At 41.4% G+C, this 15,098-nt stretch carries 20 protein-coding genes; 12 read left to right on the plus strand and 8 right to left on the minus strand.

Annotation, left to right across the window (positions count from 1 at the left end; genetic code table 11):
- The first annotated feature begins 23 nt into the window (after positions 1–23).
- Positions 24–2,069 (plus strand): response regulator, encoded by a 2,046-nt coding sequence (locus tag R7Q39_RS04535; protein WP_258664873.1) that lies wholly within the window; start codon positions 24–26, stop codon positions 2,067–2,069.
- A 103-nt stretch (positions 2,070–2,172) separates the two neighbouring features.
- Here R7Q39_RS04535 and cqsA read toward each other — a convergent pair whose 3' ends face one another.
- The 3 genes from cqsA to R7Q39_RS04550 all read right to left on the minus strand — a co-directional run bounded on the left by cqsA (position 2,173) and on the right by R7Q39_RS04550 (position 5,959).
- On the minus strand, positions 2,173–3,354 hold the full coding sequence (gene cqsA / locus R7Q39_RS04540) for an alpha-hydroxyketone-type quorum-sensing autoinducer synthase (RefSeq protein ID WP_017635350.1): 1,182 nt from the start codon (positions 3,352–3,354) through the stop codon (positions 2,173–2,175).
- A gap of 337 nt (positions 3,355–3,691) precedes the next feature.
- Positions 3,692–4,636, minus strand: a complete 945-nt coding sequence (gene ylqF / locus R7Q39_RS04545) for a ribosome biogenesis GTPase YlqF (protein ID WP_054866316.1) — start codon at positions 4,634–4,636, stop codon at positions 3,692–3,694.
- Between the two features lie 825 nt (positions 4,637–5,461).
- Positions 5,462–5,959 carry a ribbon-helix-helix protein, CopG family gene (locus tag R7Q39_RS04550; RefSeq protein WP_213963409.1) on the minus strand — a complete coding sequence of 166 codons (498 nt, stop codon included), beginning with the start codon at positions 5,957–5,959 and terminating at the stop codon, positions 5,462–5,464.
- Positions 5,960–6,143: 184 nt separating this feature from the next.
- On the opposite strand from R7Q39_RS04550, the gene R7Q39_RS04555 reads away from it, so the two are divergent.
- Both R7Q39_RS04555 and R7Q39_RS04560 read left to right on the plus strand, forming a co-directional pair.
- A complete protein-coding gene (locus R7Q39_RS04555) occupies positions 6,144–7,247 on the plus strand; it encodes an Rrf2 family transcriptional regulator (RefSeq protein WP_213963408.1) in 1,104 nt (367 codons plus the stop codon).
- Positions 7,248–7,466: 219 nt separating this feature from the next.
- Positions 7,467–8,234 carry an inovirus Gp2 family protein gene (locus tag R7Q39_RS04560; protein WP_025508030.1) on the plus strand — a complete coding sequence of 256 codons (768 nt, stop codon included), beginning with the start codon at positions 7,467–7,469 and terminating at the stop codon, positions 8,232–8,234.
- A 25-nt stretch (positions 8,235–8,259) separates the two neighbouring features.
- Here R7Q39_RS04560 and R7Q39_RS04565 read toward each other — a convergent pair whose 3' ends face one another.
- The 5 genes from R7Q39_RS04565 to radC form a co-directional block, all read right to left on the minus strand.
- Entirely contained in the window at positions 8,260–8,760 is a 501-nt protein-coding gene (locus R7Q39_RS04565) for a lecithin retinol acyltransferase family protein (RefSeq protein WP_213963407.1), read from the minus strand.
- A gap of 101 nt (positions 8,761–8,861) precedes the next feature.
- A complete protein-coding gene (locus R7Q39_RS04570) occupies positions 8,862–9,422 on the minus strand; it encodes a tyrosine-type recombinase/integrase (RefSeq protein WP_213963406.1) in 561 nt (186 codons plus the stop codon).
- A gap of 209 nt (positions 9,423–9,631) precedes the next feature.
- The gene (locus R7Q39_RS04575; protein WP_213963405.1) at positions 9,632–10,060 is read right to left on the minus strand and encodes a DUF2787 family protein; all 429 of its coding nucleotides are present in this window, start codon (positions 10,058–10,060) and stop codon (positions 9,632–9,634) included.
- Positions 10,061–10,086: 26 nt separating this feature from the next.
- Positions 10,087–10,512, minus strand: coding sequence for a DUF2787 family protein (locus R7Q39_RS04580; protein ID WP_213963404.1), 426 nt, complete (start codon positions 10,510–10,512; stop codon positions 10,087–10,089).
- Positions 10,509–10,985 (minus strand): RadC family protein, encoded by a 477-nt coding sequence (gene radC, locus R7Q39_RS04585; RefSeq protein WP_213963403.1) that lies wholly within the window; start codon positions 10,983–10,985, stop codon positions 10,509–10,511. The genes R7Q39_RS04580 and radC overlap by 4 nt, the downstream gene beginning before the upstream one ends.
- Positions 10,986–11,213: 228 nt before the next feature.
- Here radC and R7Q39_RS04590 point away from each other — a divergent pair, with 228 nt between their 5' ends.
- From R7Q39_RS04590 to R7Q39_RS04630, 9 genes are all read left to right on the plus strand, one after another.
- Positions 11,214–11,651 carry an RNase H family protein gene (locus R7Q39_RS04590; protein WP_213963402.1) on the plus strand — a complete coding sequence of 146 codons (438 nt, stop codon included), beginning with the start codon at positions 11,214–11,216 and terminating at the stop codon, positions 11,649–11,651.
- 125 nt (positions 11,652–11,776) lie between these two features.
- Positions 11,777–11,986 carry an AlpA family transcriptional regulator gene (locus tag R7Q39_RS04595; protein ID WP_213963416.1) on the plus strand — a complete coding sequence of 70 codons (210 nt, stop codon included), beginning with the start codon at positions 11,777–11,779 and terminating at the stop codon, positions 11,984–11,986.
- A gap of 121 nt (positions 11,987–12,107) precedes the next feature.
- Positions 12,108–12,251 (plus strand): hypothetical protein, encoded by a 144-nt coding sequence (locus R7Q39_RS04600; RefSeq protein WP_213963401.1) that lies wholly within the window; start codon positions 12,108–12,110, stop codon positions 12,249–12,251.
- A 62-nt stretch (positions 12,252–12,313) separates the two neighbouring features.
- Positions 12,314–12,439, plus strand: a complete 126-nt coding sequence (locus R7Q39_RS04605) for a hypothetical protein (protein ID WP_284145061.1) — start codon at positions 12,314–12,316, stop codon at positions 12,437–12,439.
- A gap of 90 nt (positions 12,440–12,529) precedes the next feature.
- A complete protein-coding gene (locus tag R7Q39_RS04610) occupies positions 12,530–12,934 on the plus strand; it encodes an SbcC/MukB-like Walker B domain-containing protein (RefSeq protein ID WP_250157975.1) in 405 nt (134 codons plus the stop codon).
- A complete protein-coding gene (locus tag R7Q39_RS04615) occupies positions 12,931–13,239 on the plus strand; it encodes a hypothetical protein (protein ID WP_250157974.1) in 309 nt (102 codons plus the stop codon). Before R7Q39_RS04610 ends, R7Q39_RS04615 begins: the two co-directional genes overlap by 4 nt.
- Entirely contained in the window at positions 13,229–13,807 is a 579-nt protein-coding gene (locus tag R7Q39_RS04620; protein ID WP_318075811.1) for a Wadjet anti-phage system protein JetD domain-containing protein, read from the plus strand. The genes R7Q39_RS04615 and R7Q39_RS04620 overlap by 11 nt, the downstream gene beginning before the upstream one ends.
- 54 nt (positions 13,808–13,861) lie before the next feature.
- On the plus strand, positions 13,862–14,698 hold the full coding sequence (locus tag R7Q39_RS04625; RefSeq protein ID WP_213963400.1) for an HNH endonuclease: 837 nt from the start codon (positions 13,862–13,864) through the stop codon (positions 14,696–14,698).
- A complete protein-coding gene (locus R7Q39_RS04630) occupies positions 14,695–15,096 on the plus strand; it encodes a (deoxy)nucleoside triphosphate pyrophosphohydrolase (protein ID WP_213963399.1) in 402 nt (133 codons plus the stop codon). Before R7Q39_RS04625 ends, R7Q39_RS04630 begins: the two co-directional genes overlap by 4 nt.
- The last annotated feature ends 2 nt before the right edge of the window (positions 15,097–15,098 follow it).

Raw genomic sequence — 15,098 nt, forward strand, 5'->3', positions numbered from 1 at the left:
GCGGAGTAAGCAAAACAGATTATATGGACTCGATACGTAAGGTTTATCAATATGCAGAACCAAACCTAACTCTCGTTGGCTGGATGGGGTTTCTTGGCTTTCCGCTGTACTACTTTGTCTGGGAGTTTGCCTTTCCACAGGCTTATGAAAATTTACCTCTTAGATTGTTTTGCTCGTTATTGTTTTTCGGCATCATTTTTAGAAACCGCTTATCATCGACTTGGAGAGATTATGTTCCTATTTACTACCAAGTGACGATAACGCTGTGCTTACCGTTTTTCTTTTTTTATATGTTACTGATGAATGACTGGTCCAATGTATGGGTTATGTCGTTTATGTCTGCAATTTTCTTACACATTTTACTGGTTCATGTTACTAGGGTCATGTTTGCTCAAACCTTTGCTGGGATAGGTTTAGCAACATTCTTCGCTTGGGTTGCAAAAGGGTTCCATCTTGACTTGACCATGGATTGGACTCATGTGCCAATCTTTCTGTTTATTTATGTCTTCGGTAATTTGTTCTATTTTCGTAACCAAGTTGAACATGAAGCGAAAGTCTCGCTGGCAAAATCATTCGGGGCAGGGATCGCACATGAAATGCGTAACCCGTTGAGTGGGCTTTGCACTTCAATAGATATTATCCAGTCGATCTTGCCCAACATGAAAGAGGCAGGAAAAGAGCAGTACGTCATGAGTGTAGAGGATGTCACCTTATTACGTGAAGTGAGTCAGGATGCAATGAACATTATCCAATCGGGTAATGAAACCATCGATTTATTGCTAACTTCGATTGATGAAAATCGAGTTTCTCGTTCTAGCTTCAAAAAATATTCAGTTCACTCGGTCGTTGAACGGGCAATTGAAAGCTTCAGTTATAAACGTGCCACTGATCGATTTGCCATATCGCTGGATGCGAGAAGTGAGTTTGAGTTTCTAGGTAGTGATACATTACTTAAATACGTTATGTATAACCTCTTCAAGAATGCCTTCCATCACCGTAAATCTGAAGATTTTCACATACATGTATCCATGATAAGTTCAGAACGCTTTAATCAAATTGTTGTAACCGATAATGGTGCTGGCATTGCTCCTGATGTTCTACGCAATATCTTTCAAGACTTTTACACCACTGGCAAATCAGGAAGTTATGGTTTGGGTCTACCGTTTTGTAAAAAAGTCATGCGTTCATTTGGGGGGAACATTGAGTGTCAATCTCAGTTAGGGGAGTGGTCTCAATTTACGTTAACTTTCCCACTAACGACATCTGATACCGTTACTGAAATCAAAAACGATCTGACTAAACTCAAAACCATTCTAACGGTGACTAGCCAAGATATCTTGGTGTCTAAAGTAACAGATATTAGCCGTTTTATGGGCTTTGACTCGACGATTTTAGATGCCAACCAAGTACTCAAAAAGAAAGAGTACGAGTTCGAATTCGATCTGATTTTTATCGATCTTGAGAGCTTAGATCCAAGAGCAAACCAATTGGATAGATTAGAATCTCTCTTGTCTTTCACTGAAGCACGCATAGTTTATCTTTTTGAGCATCATCCGACTCAGAGAGCACGTAAGGCTGCATATGAACCTATTTGGATCGAAACGCAAGCCTGGTTATTGAATACTAAACCAACTATTGAGCGTCTCTTATATGATTCAAGCTATGTATCGACACCAACGGCCTCGGTGACGTTAGATAATTCAAATAAGCGCACAATTATGGTCGTGGATGATAATGAATCTTTGCGTAAATTCACGGCAATGTTACTTGAAAAGCAAGGCTTTGAAGTGATTCAGAAAGAAGACGGGCAGCAGGCTCTGGATACACTAGAGCAAGAAGATGTTGATCTCATTCTGATGGATATCGAAATGCCAATTATGGATGGTGTAGAAGCGTCTAGGCGAATTCGAAGCTCGGATAAAAACTATGCGTCGGTACCTATTATTGCGCATACAGGGGATAGTTCACCTGTCACGTTGGACAAAATTGGGTCTTCGGGTATGTCTGACTTCATCGTAAAACCGGCGGATAAAAATCGTTTGTTCGATAAAATCGCAAACTGGATCTAATCATTCGCGACTTGTTTTCTTGAGGCGAGTTGCTCACAACGAATAACACGAATAAAGAGCTCAGCAAAACTGTTGAGCTCTTTAGTTTTATCTACACACTAACTTACACAAACTCTAAGTCAGGGTGTGCAAATGCTTGTTGGCAGACAGTGAGTACATGATCAACTTCAGCAGCTGTCATGTCTGCATTGACTGAAAAACGGATGATGTTTTTGTTCCTTCCAGTTGCAGGGCGGCAAAACACTGCGCCGTAAACATTTCGCTCTTCGAGAAAGTCGCGGACTCGCTCAGTGTTTCTCTCGTTACCACATTCTAATGCGATAATTTGTGATTCACTGCGAATAGTAAATCCAATGCGTTTTAAACCAACGGCTAAAGACTTGGCTCTTTCAAACAGAATATCTCGCTTATCATCTGATTTTCTTATGACATCCAGTGTTTTCTCTAGCCGAATGATCTCTTGCGGTAATACGGTAGAACTAAATATTGCAGGGTACGCCACAAATGGAAGCGTCTTCGCCAGTTTTTCTGGGCCTAAAATCGCGCCAGCACGATAAGCAAATGTCTTGGCAAGACTAACGGTAATAAAATCTACCTTATGAGTTAAGCCAAGACCCTGCAGTATCCCCGCACCTTGTGGACCGTGTGTACCTAAAGAGTGTGATTCATCTACAACCAGGCCGCAGTCAAACTCCTGTGCTATTTCGTAGATATCACGTAGAGGAGCGATGGTCCCGATAGTGCTGTAAACCGAATCCACAACAATGATCCCTGAACCGTGACGTGAAATCTGTTTTCTTAGGTGACTGGTGTTGTTATGCATGAACGGATGAATTTGTGCTCCGGCAATACGTGCGCCTTCCCACAAAGACATATGTGCAAAGAAATCAATGTACACAGGTATGTTCGGTGCACAAATAGTCTGCAATAAACCGACATTCGCAGCCCAACCAGATTGAGAAAGTAGACAACTAGGCATACCAACGAAACTGGCTAGTTGCGTTTCAAATACAGGTTTCGATTCATCGTCTTGTAAGAAAATCGCGGACATCACGACGTTGTCATCGTGCTGGGAAATCGCATCACGATGCGCGTTTTGAATCTCCTTATTATGAGACAGTGCAAGGTAATCATTGCTTTGCAGGACAACGGCATTACACGGTGGGCGTTTACCAAGAACAAGGTGTTTTTTGTTCTCATTCGGTTCGATTAGATCTTGAATATAAAAATCTAGGCGTTCCTCGATAAAGGAGGGAAGTGGTTTGCTTTGTATAGTTTCACTCATAATAAATCTCTTCTTCATATGGAAAAACGCCAGCGCTGACACTTATTCATATTGCGGATTTTGGGGAGAGTGTCACTAACCAGGTTGCATAAGTTTGCAGACCCTTGCAAACTCGACATTTGAGGGTTGGATGGTGGCTGTAACTCTATAGGGGCCCGGGGTCTAAACTAGTTTGTGCTTAAAGTTTATACGGCGATTTTGCGGTGTTTTTTCGTGCTTCATATCTGGGATTTTGGATGAGGAATATAAAGTTTGAAAAGTGAAAAAAATGGGCGCATTAGATAACAAAAAAGGCGCGAAAATCGCGCCTTGAAACATGAGTAGATAAAAGACAAGCTTATCGCTTATTACGTAAATAGCGCTTACGACGCTCTTCTTTACGCTTCGCTTTTTCTTCTTCTTTACGGGCGGTCTCAATCTCGACTTCAATCAGTTCTTGAGTGATCATTTCTGGGCGTTCTAATGTAATTTGGCCCAAAGTGCCTTGGCGAAGTTCGTGCAATAAGATCTCTGATACTTTGTGCAAGTCAACACGTCCACCTGCACGTAGTGCACCGCGGCGACGACCAATTTCTTCCATGATCTCGATATCTGATTCTGGAAGCTCTTCAATTTGATAACGCTCTTTAAGCTTATCTGCATAATGAGCTGCTAGGTATTCAATGGTATAGAATGCGACTTCGTCATATTCCATCGCTGTATCTTTTACCGCGCCAGTAGCCGCAAGGCGGAAGCCACTGTGTGGATTTTCCACTTTTGGCCATAAAATCCCTGGAGTATCAGATAATACGATGCCATTTTGCAGGTTGATACGTTGTTGACGACGTGTAACCGCGGGTTGGTTACCTGTTACAGCGATTGTTCGACCTGCGAGGGTGTTAATGATCGTCGACTTTCCAACGTTTGGGATGCCCATGATCATGGTGCGAATGTTTTTACCAATTTCTTCTCGGTGTGGGGCAAGTTTGCGACAAAGCTCCATGATTCGATGCACTTCTTGTGGTTCAGAAGTCGTGATCGCCATTGCTTTTACATGTTGCTCTTGCTCCAAGTGCTCAATCCACAGTTGAGTTAACTCTGGATCGGCCAAATCACGTTTGTTCAAAACTTTAACGACAGGTTTGTCACCACGGATTTGAGAAATCAAAGGGTTTTCACTACTGAAAGGAATACGAGCATCCAGTACTTCGATGATCACATCCACTTGAGGGATTGCTTCTTCGATCTCTTTACGTGCTTTGTGCATGTGGCCAGGAAACCATTGAATATTGTTGTTAACCATTTGAAAAATATGCCTTTTGTTTTTATGGTTAAGCCGGTGGGGTATCAAGTGGGGTACCAAAAGAAAAAATCAGATAGTGGGGTACTAGAAGTACTTTAAATGTCACCTGAAGCCACGACAGCAATGTTGTGATCATTTTAACACTTTAACGGTTAGGACGAAAATCTTCGTCACTTTAAAAATTTAACAAGTCGATTAGTGAGATTTATTTTTCTGGCTTAATCTGTCTATCTCGGTACGCTAACGTAAGTTCAGCTCTTAAGTGATTATTTATACCAATGCTTCTCTTAAGTCTGGGGTTGAAGGGTTGTTCTTAGCTTATGTAACGTTATAGAGTTGTCAGCGTTCAAAGAGGGTCTATTAATAGCTACCGCTTAAGTCAATGTTTTCACGACTGGAAGTGATGATCTGCCTTTTGCATATCAACGGCAATTCAGACGTAATTTCTAAAACAGTTTATAACGGTGTAGCGATTTGAGTGACACCTAATCTTTTTAGAACTCCACTTCAGTATCAATCCGAAATCAACAAATGTAGCGCTCATAAAATGAACTATGGAATTTGTATTTTATCGGAAGTTTTCAAAAAATTCGACTTAGACGTTAATCTAGATACAGTTTTATTAAGATGTTGGCTAAGTGTGTACCATCGTTAGGCCCACTATAATTGTATTTGTTTTCGTCTCATTTCTTTGACTGGTTTCTCTATGATTCACCTTTAATTTTGGGTAGATGAAACTTCTTTGTAAATAGGTTTCAAGTTAGTATCGTTGTTCTCGAGAAACAGTATATAAATTAATATAATCAGAATCTTAACTAAGATAAATTATCCATCTTCATTAAATCTCTTTAGTTTTTTAATAATCTTATCTTTTTCTTTAATTTGATTATTTAGTAGCTGAATTATATCTCGATTTACATATGGTATACTTTTATTAATGATTCTACTAGGCAGTAAGTTATCAAACATAATAGCTATTGCTCTCTCGATTATATCATCCTGACTAGTTTCAAGATTATTAGTCAACCTGTCTAGTTTTTTCTTACTTTTATCTGAAATCGATATATTTATTTGGTTTGGTCTTTGGTGTTTTTTATTTTCTCGATGGATTTTTGATGACCAAGCTCCTCGAATTTTCTTGCAAAGAAGCTTTATTTCATCATCATTATAATTCCTGTTCACTATTTTGTTTATTTCTAAAATGTTTCTTCTATTCTCTAACCTAATTTTTTTCTTGTAACCCACCTTATTAGATAAATAATTTATCACCCAGTTTTTATCGTGTATCCCATTTTCTACTAGATGCTCTATATCAAACTTCATAACTCATGCTTTGTTATATCACTTAGTGATAGTGTAAGAGTTGGGTGTCTATGTTGCAAGCTGTGAAACTTAAGAAGAACTATTAATTCGGAATGTGCAGCTACTCAAACTTTGAACAATGATTCAATGATGTTTGATTTAATATGTTATGATAGGTATCAAAACGTGAATTTATGTGGTTGGTATGAATGAACTGTTGCTGGACAACGAGATGAGTGCTGAGAGCAAGTATTTATTTATCGTGCTGTCTTATCTTATGGAAGAGCAAGATCAAAGCTACAGAGCAACTATCGAGAAACTTGCTGATAGGATCGGTACGTCAAAAACGATGGTTTCTACGTCCCTGAGATCTTTGAGTAAAAAAAAGCTTATATCTTGGACATTGGATGAAAATGGTTATTTAGAGTTGGATTTTCAGAGAAGTTTTTATTCATTGCCCGATGAAAATTTGAACAAGGTGATAAAAGAAATTATCTCAGACGGTAAGTTGAGAAAAAGAAAAATTGTCAAGGGCAATAATGGACATCAAGTTGTAAATCAGGACTTCCTATCTATTCAAGAGTTTTTATTAGTTTTTTATTTGTTTAATAATATGAACGATAATTTTTGGGTTTGTGGGGTGTCTTTAAAAGTCATGTCCACCGTGATATCTAAAAGTACTCAAACAGCCAAAAGAATTTTTAAATCACTAAATTATAAAATGTTAAAGTTTTTGGACGATGAAATGTTGATTGTGTATTACTCTCCTGGAGTAAAAAACGATTATGGTACGTTTTGTTCTATTTGTAGAATAAACCCAGTATTGTTAGGTTTAAATTGCTTTAAAAGAGAAGAAGTGATGAGAAATCTCCCTTTTTTTCAAGGAAATAGCACTCTCCCTACATGGTTGAGCAAAAAGCTTACTAAGAGGGAAATAAAAGTTTGGGATGCTATTCATTATGACATTAACCCCCAGAAATATGATTTTTATCTCAAGGTTATTGAGGTTGTCTTGTCTAGAATTTTTGAATTGTCATATATTAAGGATGGCAAAGTGATTAAACCAGATAACCATACAATTGTAAGAGAAGAAGTCTTGAATGATCTGTTGTTTTCAATGTTTTCGAAAAAAAATATAACAATGTCTAGACTTTGGAGCTATCGAGTCATTATTAGAGCTGCAGAAGTGAGCTTTGAGCGTCTACTATCTTACCTCAGTAATACAGATGATGTGCATGAACTTTTAAGTACAAATCATATGGTGGTATCATTTTGTGATGAATCAACAACCTTGTCCCTCTTTAAGTAGTTTGGTCAGGTTAAGCATGATTGGGTGCGATAATTAATGTAACTAAATGTCGAGTTGAATCCTGTCCTCTAGCCCAATCAGTATCTATTGTGGCGGGCGTTTTTGGTGTCGGAAATGTTTAATATATTACCTATTACTAATCAGTAGGTAGAGCACTACTGATACAGTTAGTTTTTACATGGCTACTACTCATATGTTCTTAAACTAAGGAGTAGTATCATGACAAGACGTAAACCACGAACAACCAACGCGAATATATTCAAAGGAATAGAGCTAAGAACAAGACAGTTCCCTTTGGTGTATAAAAACCTAGTTCAGGTCCATGACGTACTGACGGATGCGGTCGAGGAGTTCTCACGAATAACGGCCATCAGGCTCGATCTTCGATACCCTGATTCATATGATGGCGATGAAGTTCCCAATGCAATTACCTACTTTTTCCGTTCATTAAATAGTCAAATCAAAGAGGAGCTCAAACGACGAAAAAGGCGAAAATCATCAGTAAGCCGAGAGCGCTTACGCTTTATCTGGTGTAAAGAGATCTACTCGTCACCGTATCCTCACTTCCACATTGTGATTATTTTGAACAAGGATAACTTTCGGTGCTTAGGGAACTACAATGACTTTAGCTTCCTGGAGAGTGTTGATAAGTGTAAAACGCTCTATCAAATGGCGGTGTGTGCATGGGCGCGGGCGCTTAATATTGACTTGGAAGCAGCGTATGGGGCAGTACATGTCCCCGAGAACCCAATTTACTACGTAATAGAACGTCACCCTTTTGATGATTATGATGATGAAGACTATGAGGGGGGCAGTTTTGATAAAATGTTCAATGAGTTGTTTAACCGTGCCGTATATTTAACCAAGTTGAGAACAAGAGCGTTCGGGCGTGGTAGGACATTCGGCACTAGTCGTCGCACCCAAAAAGAAATAGATAATCAGTTCTTTAGGGAGTTGTTGCAAGAAAGTTTACTTCCTCGTTTTTAAACAAAAAAAGGGGATTCGTTTCCCCTTATCCTTTGTGACGATACCTTAAGTCCCATACGCGCCACTGACTCGCTTGAATGTGCGTACGAGCGTCACGTTTAAGCTGAGTCAATGTGAAGGTGTTTGAGAAGATGTCACCACTTAGACAGTAGCTACAGAACTGATGGCAGTTTTCATTTAACAGGGAATAGTCTGTCTGTATGCCAAGCATGGCTTCTGCAATTTGAGCGGTAAACTCATTGCCAATGGCTCTACCTTGCGCATTACAACTCACGTAAATGGAAAGGGCTGTGGTATCTGCTAGGAATTGATGAATTGATACGGCTTCGATAAGACCTTTGCCATTACGATGGATGATACGATCATCTCCCACGTAGACACCTGAATGTTCAGCATATCCAAATGCGAGATCGCAATACACAATGCTGCCTCTGATTGGTTGATTGGTTTTCCAGAATAAGTTTTGGATTAAACTTTTCGATAAGCTGCCTACAACAAAGCTGCCTATTGCGTGATATGGGTTCATGTTATTTGCTCTCAAATGTAATAATTGCGAAACTCAAAAAGGCTCTGAGCCTAATGTTTATAAGGGATTGACGGTCCCGCCCCCTCACTAAATGACCCGGTTTAAAGTTCAAGAGAAACAAAGTCTTTATCGACTTCATCTTGAGTGATACCGATATAGCGAAGCGTGACGCCCTCAGATGTGTGACGAAGCATTTTCATGACACGGCCTATATCCTTTGTAGATTGGTAAAGAAAGTAGCCTCGCGTCTTTCTCATTGAGTGAGTACCTAACGCAATATTTAGCTCTTGGCCTACTTGTTGAAATGCCATGGACACAGCACGTCGCGTGATTGGCTGCGGTGGTTTGTTTTTCAACTGTTGGCATCGGTGGGATTGAAATAAGTAGATGTGGTCGGGGTGCTGCTCCCTTAATCTAGCAATATGCTGCTGCGCTTTGGTATTGAGCTGAATGTTTGCCAGTTTGCCGGTTTTGCTTTCACGGATAATGAGTCGGTCATCATGAATGTCTTCAAAGCGGATCGATAGCAAATCAGAAATCCTCAGTGCGAGGTTTAATCCGATATGCCACACATCGGCCATTTGTGGATGACAACGAATACTCAATAGATGACCAACCAGGCGTATGGTGTCATCGTCTTTTATTGCTTGGACCTCAGCCATAATCTGCTTCCTTTTTTGTCTGTAGAAGGATGTTTTGAGAAGCACAGAGCCGACGATATCAAGAAACCCTTGTGCAATAAGGGATTGAAGCTTCCCGTTTTAACAATATGGGAAGCAGACATCGGCTTAGCTCTATGCGGGTGGTTTTATTGAATGTTTGGTAAGGGAAGGGGAGTGTTCTGGGGTAGTAAGTGGATTGGCTTTGGTTGTTAGCCACACTTAATCTGAATTTGGTTGTAAGCGTCCATTGCTACATAAGCTAGAAAGTTACACTCCCACATTTCATACAGCTCCGTGGTTTCTTGTAGGTGCATGCCCAGCCAGCCGCTAAAGCGCGCGAAAGCGACGTTGTTAGCAAAATCAAAAGTAAGGTCGGGAACCAGTTCCGGTATTTCGTCGCCCACATAAACGCGGTCCGTTATCTCACTAATGGCAATATGGCTGTCTTTAATATCGATAGTGATAGAGACAGGATGAAACCCTCCATCTTTCGGGTGGTAACTGGTGTCCTTAAATCGGATAGTTAGCCGTCCTCGGTAATTAACATCATGAATAGAACGTTTGATTAAGTCTTTGAGTTGGTGTGAAGGCTTGGCTCGCTTGCATGCGAACATAGCCAGGTTAGCAGCTTGATTCATAGTGACCTCTTTGAGGGAAATGGAGATTAGCGAATGGAGGTAATGTCGATTGAGATTGCAGAGTGTGCGATGAGCGAGCGAGTGACTGCTTTAAGCCAACTGGCGAGTAAGGTTTGTACTTCTGGCCGTTGTAAGCTGCACTGCTTAATTTCAGGGTGATAGAACCAACACCCTGCGAAGTTGAAATACAGCGATAACTCTTTTTGTGGCGAGCCTGTGATGACAACATCAAAGGTTGCGATAAAGCGAAGCTGCCAGGGCGAATCACTGGATGTGCGTTCTAGTTGAATTTCAATGGGCTGAAATCGTTGGTCAGTCTCTTGAGAACGAATGTTTAACGCCAAACGCTCAGCTGTATTAGGAATGGTGCTGTCCAATAGGAGGGCATTAAGAAAGCAATGCATTGGAGTAACGAGCTCATCACTAAGTCCGGGAACAATAAACTCACTCATATCAATCCCTTCTCAGCAAATGAGACACAGTCTTCACCAACCACGATGTGGTCTAAGACACGGATATCCACGAGCTTTAGAGCGTCGATAAGTCGCTGAGTAATGCGTTTGTCGGCTTGGCTAGGCTCAGCAATGCCGGAAGGATGGTTGTGGGCAAAAATCACCGCGGCAGCGTTGTGGTTTAGTGCTGTCTTCAATACTTCACGTGGATAAATCGAAGCGGCGTCAATCGTGCCAAAGAACAACTCTTCAAAACTGATCAATTGATGTTGGTTATCAAGAAACATCACGGCAAACACTTCACGCTCATGTGCTCCTAATTTGAGCTTTAAATACTCTTTAACATTGGCTGGATTAGTGAACGTGCCTTCACGTTTGTATTTCGTAGCTAGAGCTTCGGCTGCACGCTCTAGCAGCTCATTGAGTTCTGAAGTCTCAAAGGGGTAGTCATGGTCAGTATTTGGGGTACGCATAAGGGCTCCTTAGACTATCTGTTTGGTTATGCGTACTGATGAAATATATCTGAAAGGGTTTTAAATCAGGCTTGTTAGGAATTGGAGGATAGAAAGCAAGCGTGCCCAGAGACAGGTAAAAAATAACTGACTTGCCGTTGTTATGTAGGAATCGCTGTAAAGCAAGTTATTAACAATCAAGCCAAATCAAAGAATGTATCGGCTTATTAGTCTCTGGAGAGTATGACAATGAAGACAGAAATTTATGTAGAAGCGGCCATGGTGAGAAAGCAAAGAGGTCGTCTTGTTGGTGGTATTGCGTACATAGCACTCGATGCTGATGGATGTATTGATGATGAAGATTGGGAGCCTGTTGGCTATGTCACAGACCAAGCTTATCTAGACCTATCGGCGCTTGCTTTTGGATTAAAGCGTGCGAGAGATGGCGATATTATTTATTCAAGCAACGATTATTGCGTCAAGGGCTTTAATGAGTGGTTAGATGGCTGGAAGCGACGAGATTGGCGTAAAGCAAATAAAGAATCGATAGCTAATGCAGAGCTCTGGCGACTGGTGGATGAAAGAAGCGCGGAGAAGAGTGTTGAGGTGAGAAAAGTCGCTGCCTGTTCAGCAGGAAAAGATGCAGCTTATAGATACGCTCTCCTGGCGACGAAGCGTCAGTTGTAATGATAATGAATCACTTGCTGGTAGTTCCAGCAAGTGATTCTTTTTTGTTGTTATCGAATTTTATAGCTTTGCAGACAAAGCTCTGGGGGCAAAAAACAGTATTTTTCTACGTGCCAGTCAATCCCATGGGAACACACAGTATAGGAGGACGTCCCATGAGATTTCTAAAGTTAAAAGAAGTAATCGAAAAGACTGCACTAAGCCGTTCAGCGATATACAGGAAGATGGATGAAGGAAGCTTTCCACAAACTGTAAGTTTGGGTGATAGGGCCGTTGCTTGGATTGACAGTGAAGTAGAAGAGTGGATGGAAAAAGTTTTACATAGCCGAATCTAAAATTAGTGTCTGTTTAGCGCGTACAAGGTAATTAATAAAAAAAACTCTCCACTTACCCAGATGTGTACTTTTGATGTTGTTGATAACTTGTCTGTGTTCAAACACACAAGGAGAAATGAACATGTCAAAAGCAAAACCAACACCAATGACGCCGTCGGCAGCATCACGTATTCAAAGTGCTCAAGCAAAAGCTAATGGTGGTCAAATCGCCAAGGGAAGTTTCGCCACAAGAGCACAATCTGCGGCTGCAAAAAACAGTAAGTAACGGGAGTGAGGGGGAGGGTCATCTCTCCCCCTTACTTATTATGACTAATCAGTCACAGGCAGTTGTCTGACCTTAAAATCTTCAAAATTGAACCCGTTGAGGAGAATCAGCTTGTCGATGCGATGAATGTACTGATACAGCAAGCAGAGCAAACCGAAAGTGGTCAGAGTTTCGAGCTGTTTGATTAAGGCAGTATTCTTGATGATGCGGAGTTAGATCGAGCGAAGAGCCTGCTGATTGAAGAAGGTAATGTTCGCCAAGGTCTGAGAGTAGCAGACTTGTTTAGACTTGAATTCGTTGTTGCCAAGACAGATCAGAAAGAAGAGTCATTTGAAGATATCGATAGTGCGGCTTCTAACGGAACAGTGTTGATGGCCAAACTTGTGACTGGCCTAGCAATGTTGTATCTAATGCAAGATAAACGTCACCAAATGAAAGCAGTATGTTATTTGGATGAGGCTTTAGCATTGGATACCAAGAACCAAGCTAACTTGATAGAGATTGCTGATCAATTCGGTTTTGCGTTGATATTTGCTTCACCAGCACCATTAACTACCGCTCGTTATTGTGTTCCAATCCACCAAGCGAATGGCAAGAACCATATTAGCCGAGCTAGCTGGCAGATTTTCGAACCAATAGAGAGCCAAGAACTGCCGCAGTCACAAGTGGAACCATCACTATGAGCCAGGCATTGACTAAAGCATTAACGCGATTAGTCGAGGTTTACCCTGCTTCCATCGCCGGAAGCATATTGACGCCATCTCAGAAGAAGCAGCTTGAAGAGTTCATCCGCAAAACACAGTGTGTACAAGTTACTCCTAAAGGCCGTGGAGTTGTCTACTGCATTCAAAATATGGATGTCGTTAAAGTCACACTGGAGCAGTTGGCACCAAACCAAGACTTGTCACCAACTATGCCGCAACGCGCGGCAAACATAGCCTCCATACGCAGTAGCAAACAAGGACGAAGTAACCTACGTGCTGGCTAAAACGGTTGCCAACCCATTATGGGAGGTTTCTGGAGTACTAACTGATCACTTAAATGTAGCGACAGAAGAGTTTGGCGCTTTTTCGCTTGAAGTGGGTGGGGAAAGAAATAAAAAACTTCACAGTCATCATTCTATTTGGTTGGTAGAGAACCAAGCACTATTTGACAGACTAGATTGGTTGCCCATTAACGAACCCACTACTATTATTTGGTACCGAGGGCAGCTACACAACAAACTGATTGACTGGCTATCGGTGCAAGAAAGGGCGCCGATGGTCTACTTTTTTGCCGACTATGATGGAGTAGGACTAAATAACTACCGTCGCCTAAAAGAGAAGCTAGAAGAAAGAGCAGAATTTTGGATGATGCCGAATTGGAAGGAGCTTCTGAACCGATACGGGCAAAACCAGCTTTGGAATGATACTGCACGCGAATTTGAATCTTTTGAACAAAACAGTCAAAGACTTTTGGAGCAGTCTCCAGCGTTACGAGGACTCATGACGGAAATGAAGAAACATGGCTTAGCTCTTGAACAAGAGAGCGTTTGGCTGGGAGCAACTGTGAAATGATGGATTTCTAATGTCACAGTTGTTAGCGAGCAATAAAAAGGATAATAATCAGTTATGAATACTACCTCACTACCTGTAATAGGCGCAAAACTTAACAACACAGACCTATGTGAACTCTTCGGTTGTAGCCCACAAGGCGGCATGCGCCGCTCGCATAAAACCAATAAATTGGTCATTGTATCGAACCACATAAAGTCTATTTATGATGACCGGTGGGTAGGTGACGTTCTCCACTATACAGGCATGGGCTCTAAAGGCGATCAAAGCCTAACGTTTCAGCAGAATAGGACGCTAGCCGAATCGAGAACCAATGGTGTCGCTGTTCACTTATTTGAGGTATTTAAGGACCAAGAATACACCTATGTTGGCAAAGTCGTTCTCGACGGTGAGCCGTATTCAGAAACGCAAGATGATGAACAGGGTAATCCAAGAAAGGCATATATATTCCCTCTAAAGCTTGTAACGGGTGAGCGCCAGGTTAGAAAAGAAGATCGAGATAACGTTGAGAGCGTCCGAGTTCGCAAGGCCAAGAGGTTGACGCTTGATGAGCTTCAGTCTTTGGCGGCCAAAGGTGGAACAACCGCTACTCGATACCAACAGCAATCCACCAGCTATGAACGAAATGTTTGGGTAGCAGAACTGGCTAAACGCCTAGCTAAAGGTCAGTGCCAACTTTGTCTACAACCTGCGCCATTTAAAAATGCGAAAGGCGAGCCTTATCTCGAGACACACCATATCGTTTGGCTCTCCAAAGGTGGAGACGATACGGCTGAAAACACAGTCGCATTGTGCCCCAATTGCCACAAGAAAATGCACATCGTAGATGACGCAAAGGATGTTGAGGTTTTAAAATCTCGTAGCAATAAATTGTTAGAAGAGCTAAATCAATGAGTAAGAAACGCATTGAAGTTGTTGCGGCTGTACTGAAAAATGAAGGCGAATTCCTAGCCGTACAAAGAGCGCCATCAAAGCTAGATTATGTTAGCGAGAAATGGGAGTTCCCAGGAGGGAAAGTAGAAGCAGGCGAAACGCTTGTTGCAGCTATTACCAGGGAGCTAGATGAAGAGTTAAGAATTGCCGTTACTGAACCACAGTTTTTGTTGACGATTGAGCATAGCTACCCTGATTTTGATTTCACCATGCATTGTTTTGTTATTGAGGTACCAACGCGCGAACTTGAGCTTACAGAGCATATTGACTCTCGTTGGTTATCCAAAGACCAACTTTGGGATGTTGATTGGGCTGCGGCTGATATACCGGCCGTTGAAAAGCTCCAGTCTACGTTATGAGG

The sequence above is a fragment of the Vibrio sp. 947 genome (genome assembly GCF_033339115.1).
GTDB classification, from domain to species: Bacteria; Pseudomonadota; Gammaproteobacteria; order Enterobacterales; family Vibrionaceae; genus Vibrio; species Vibrio alginolyticus.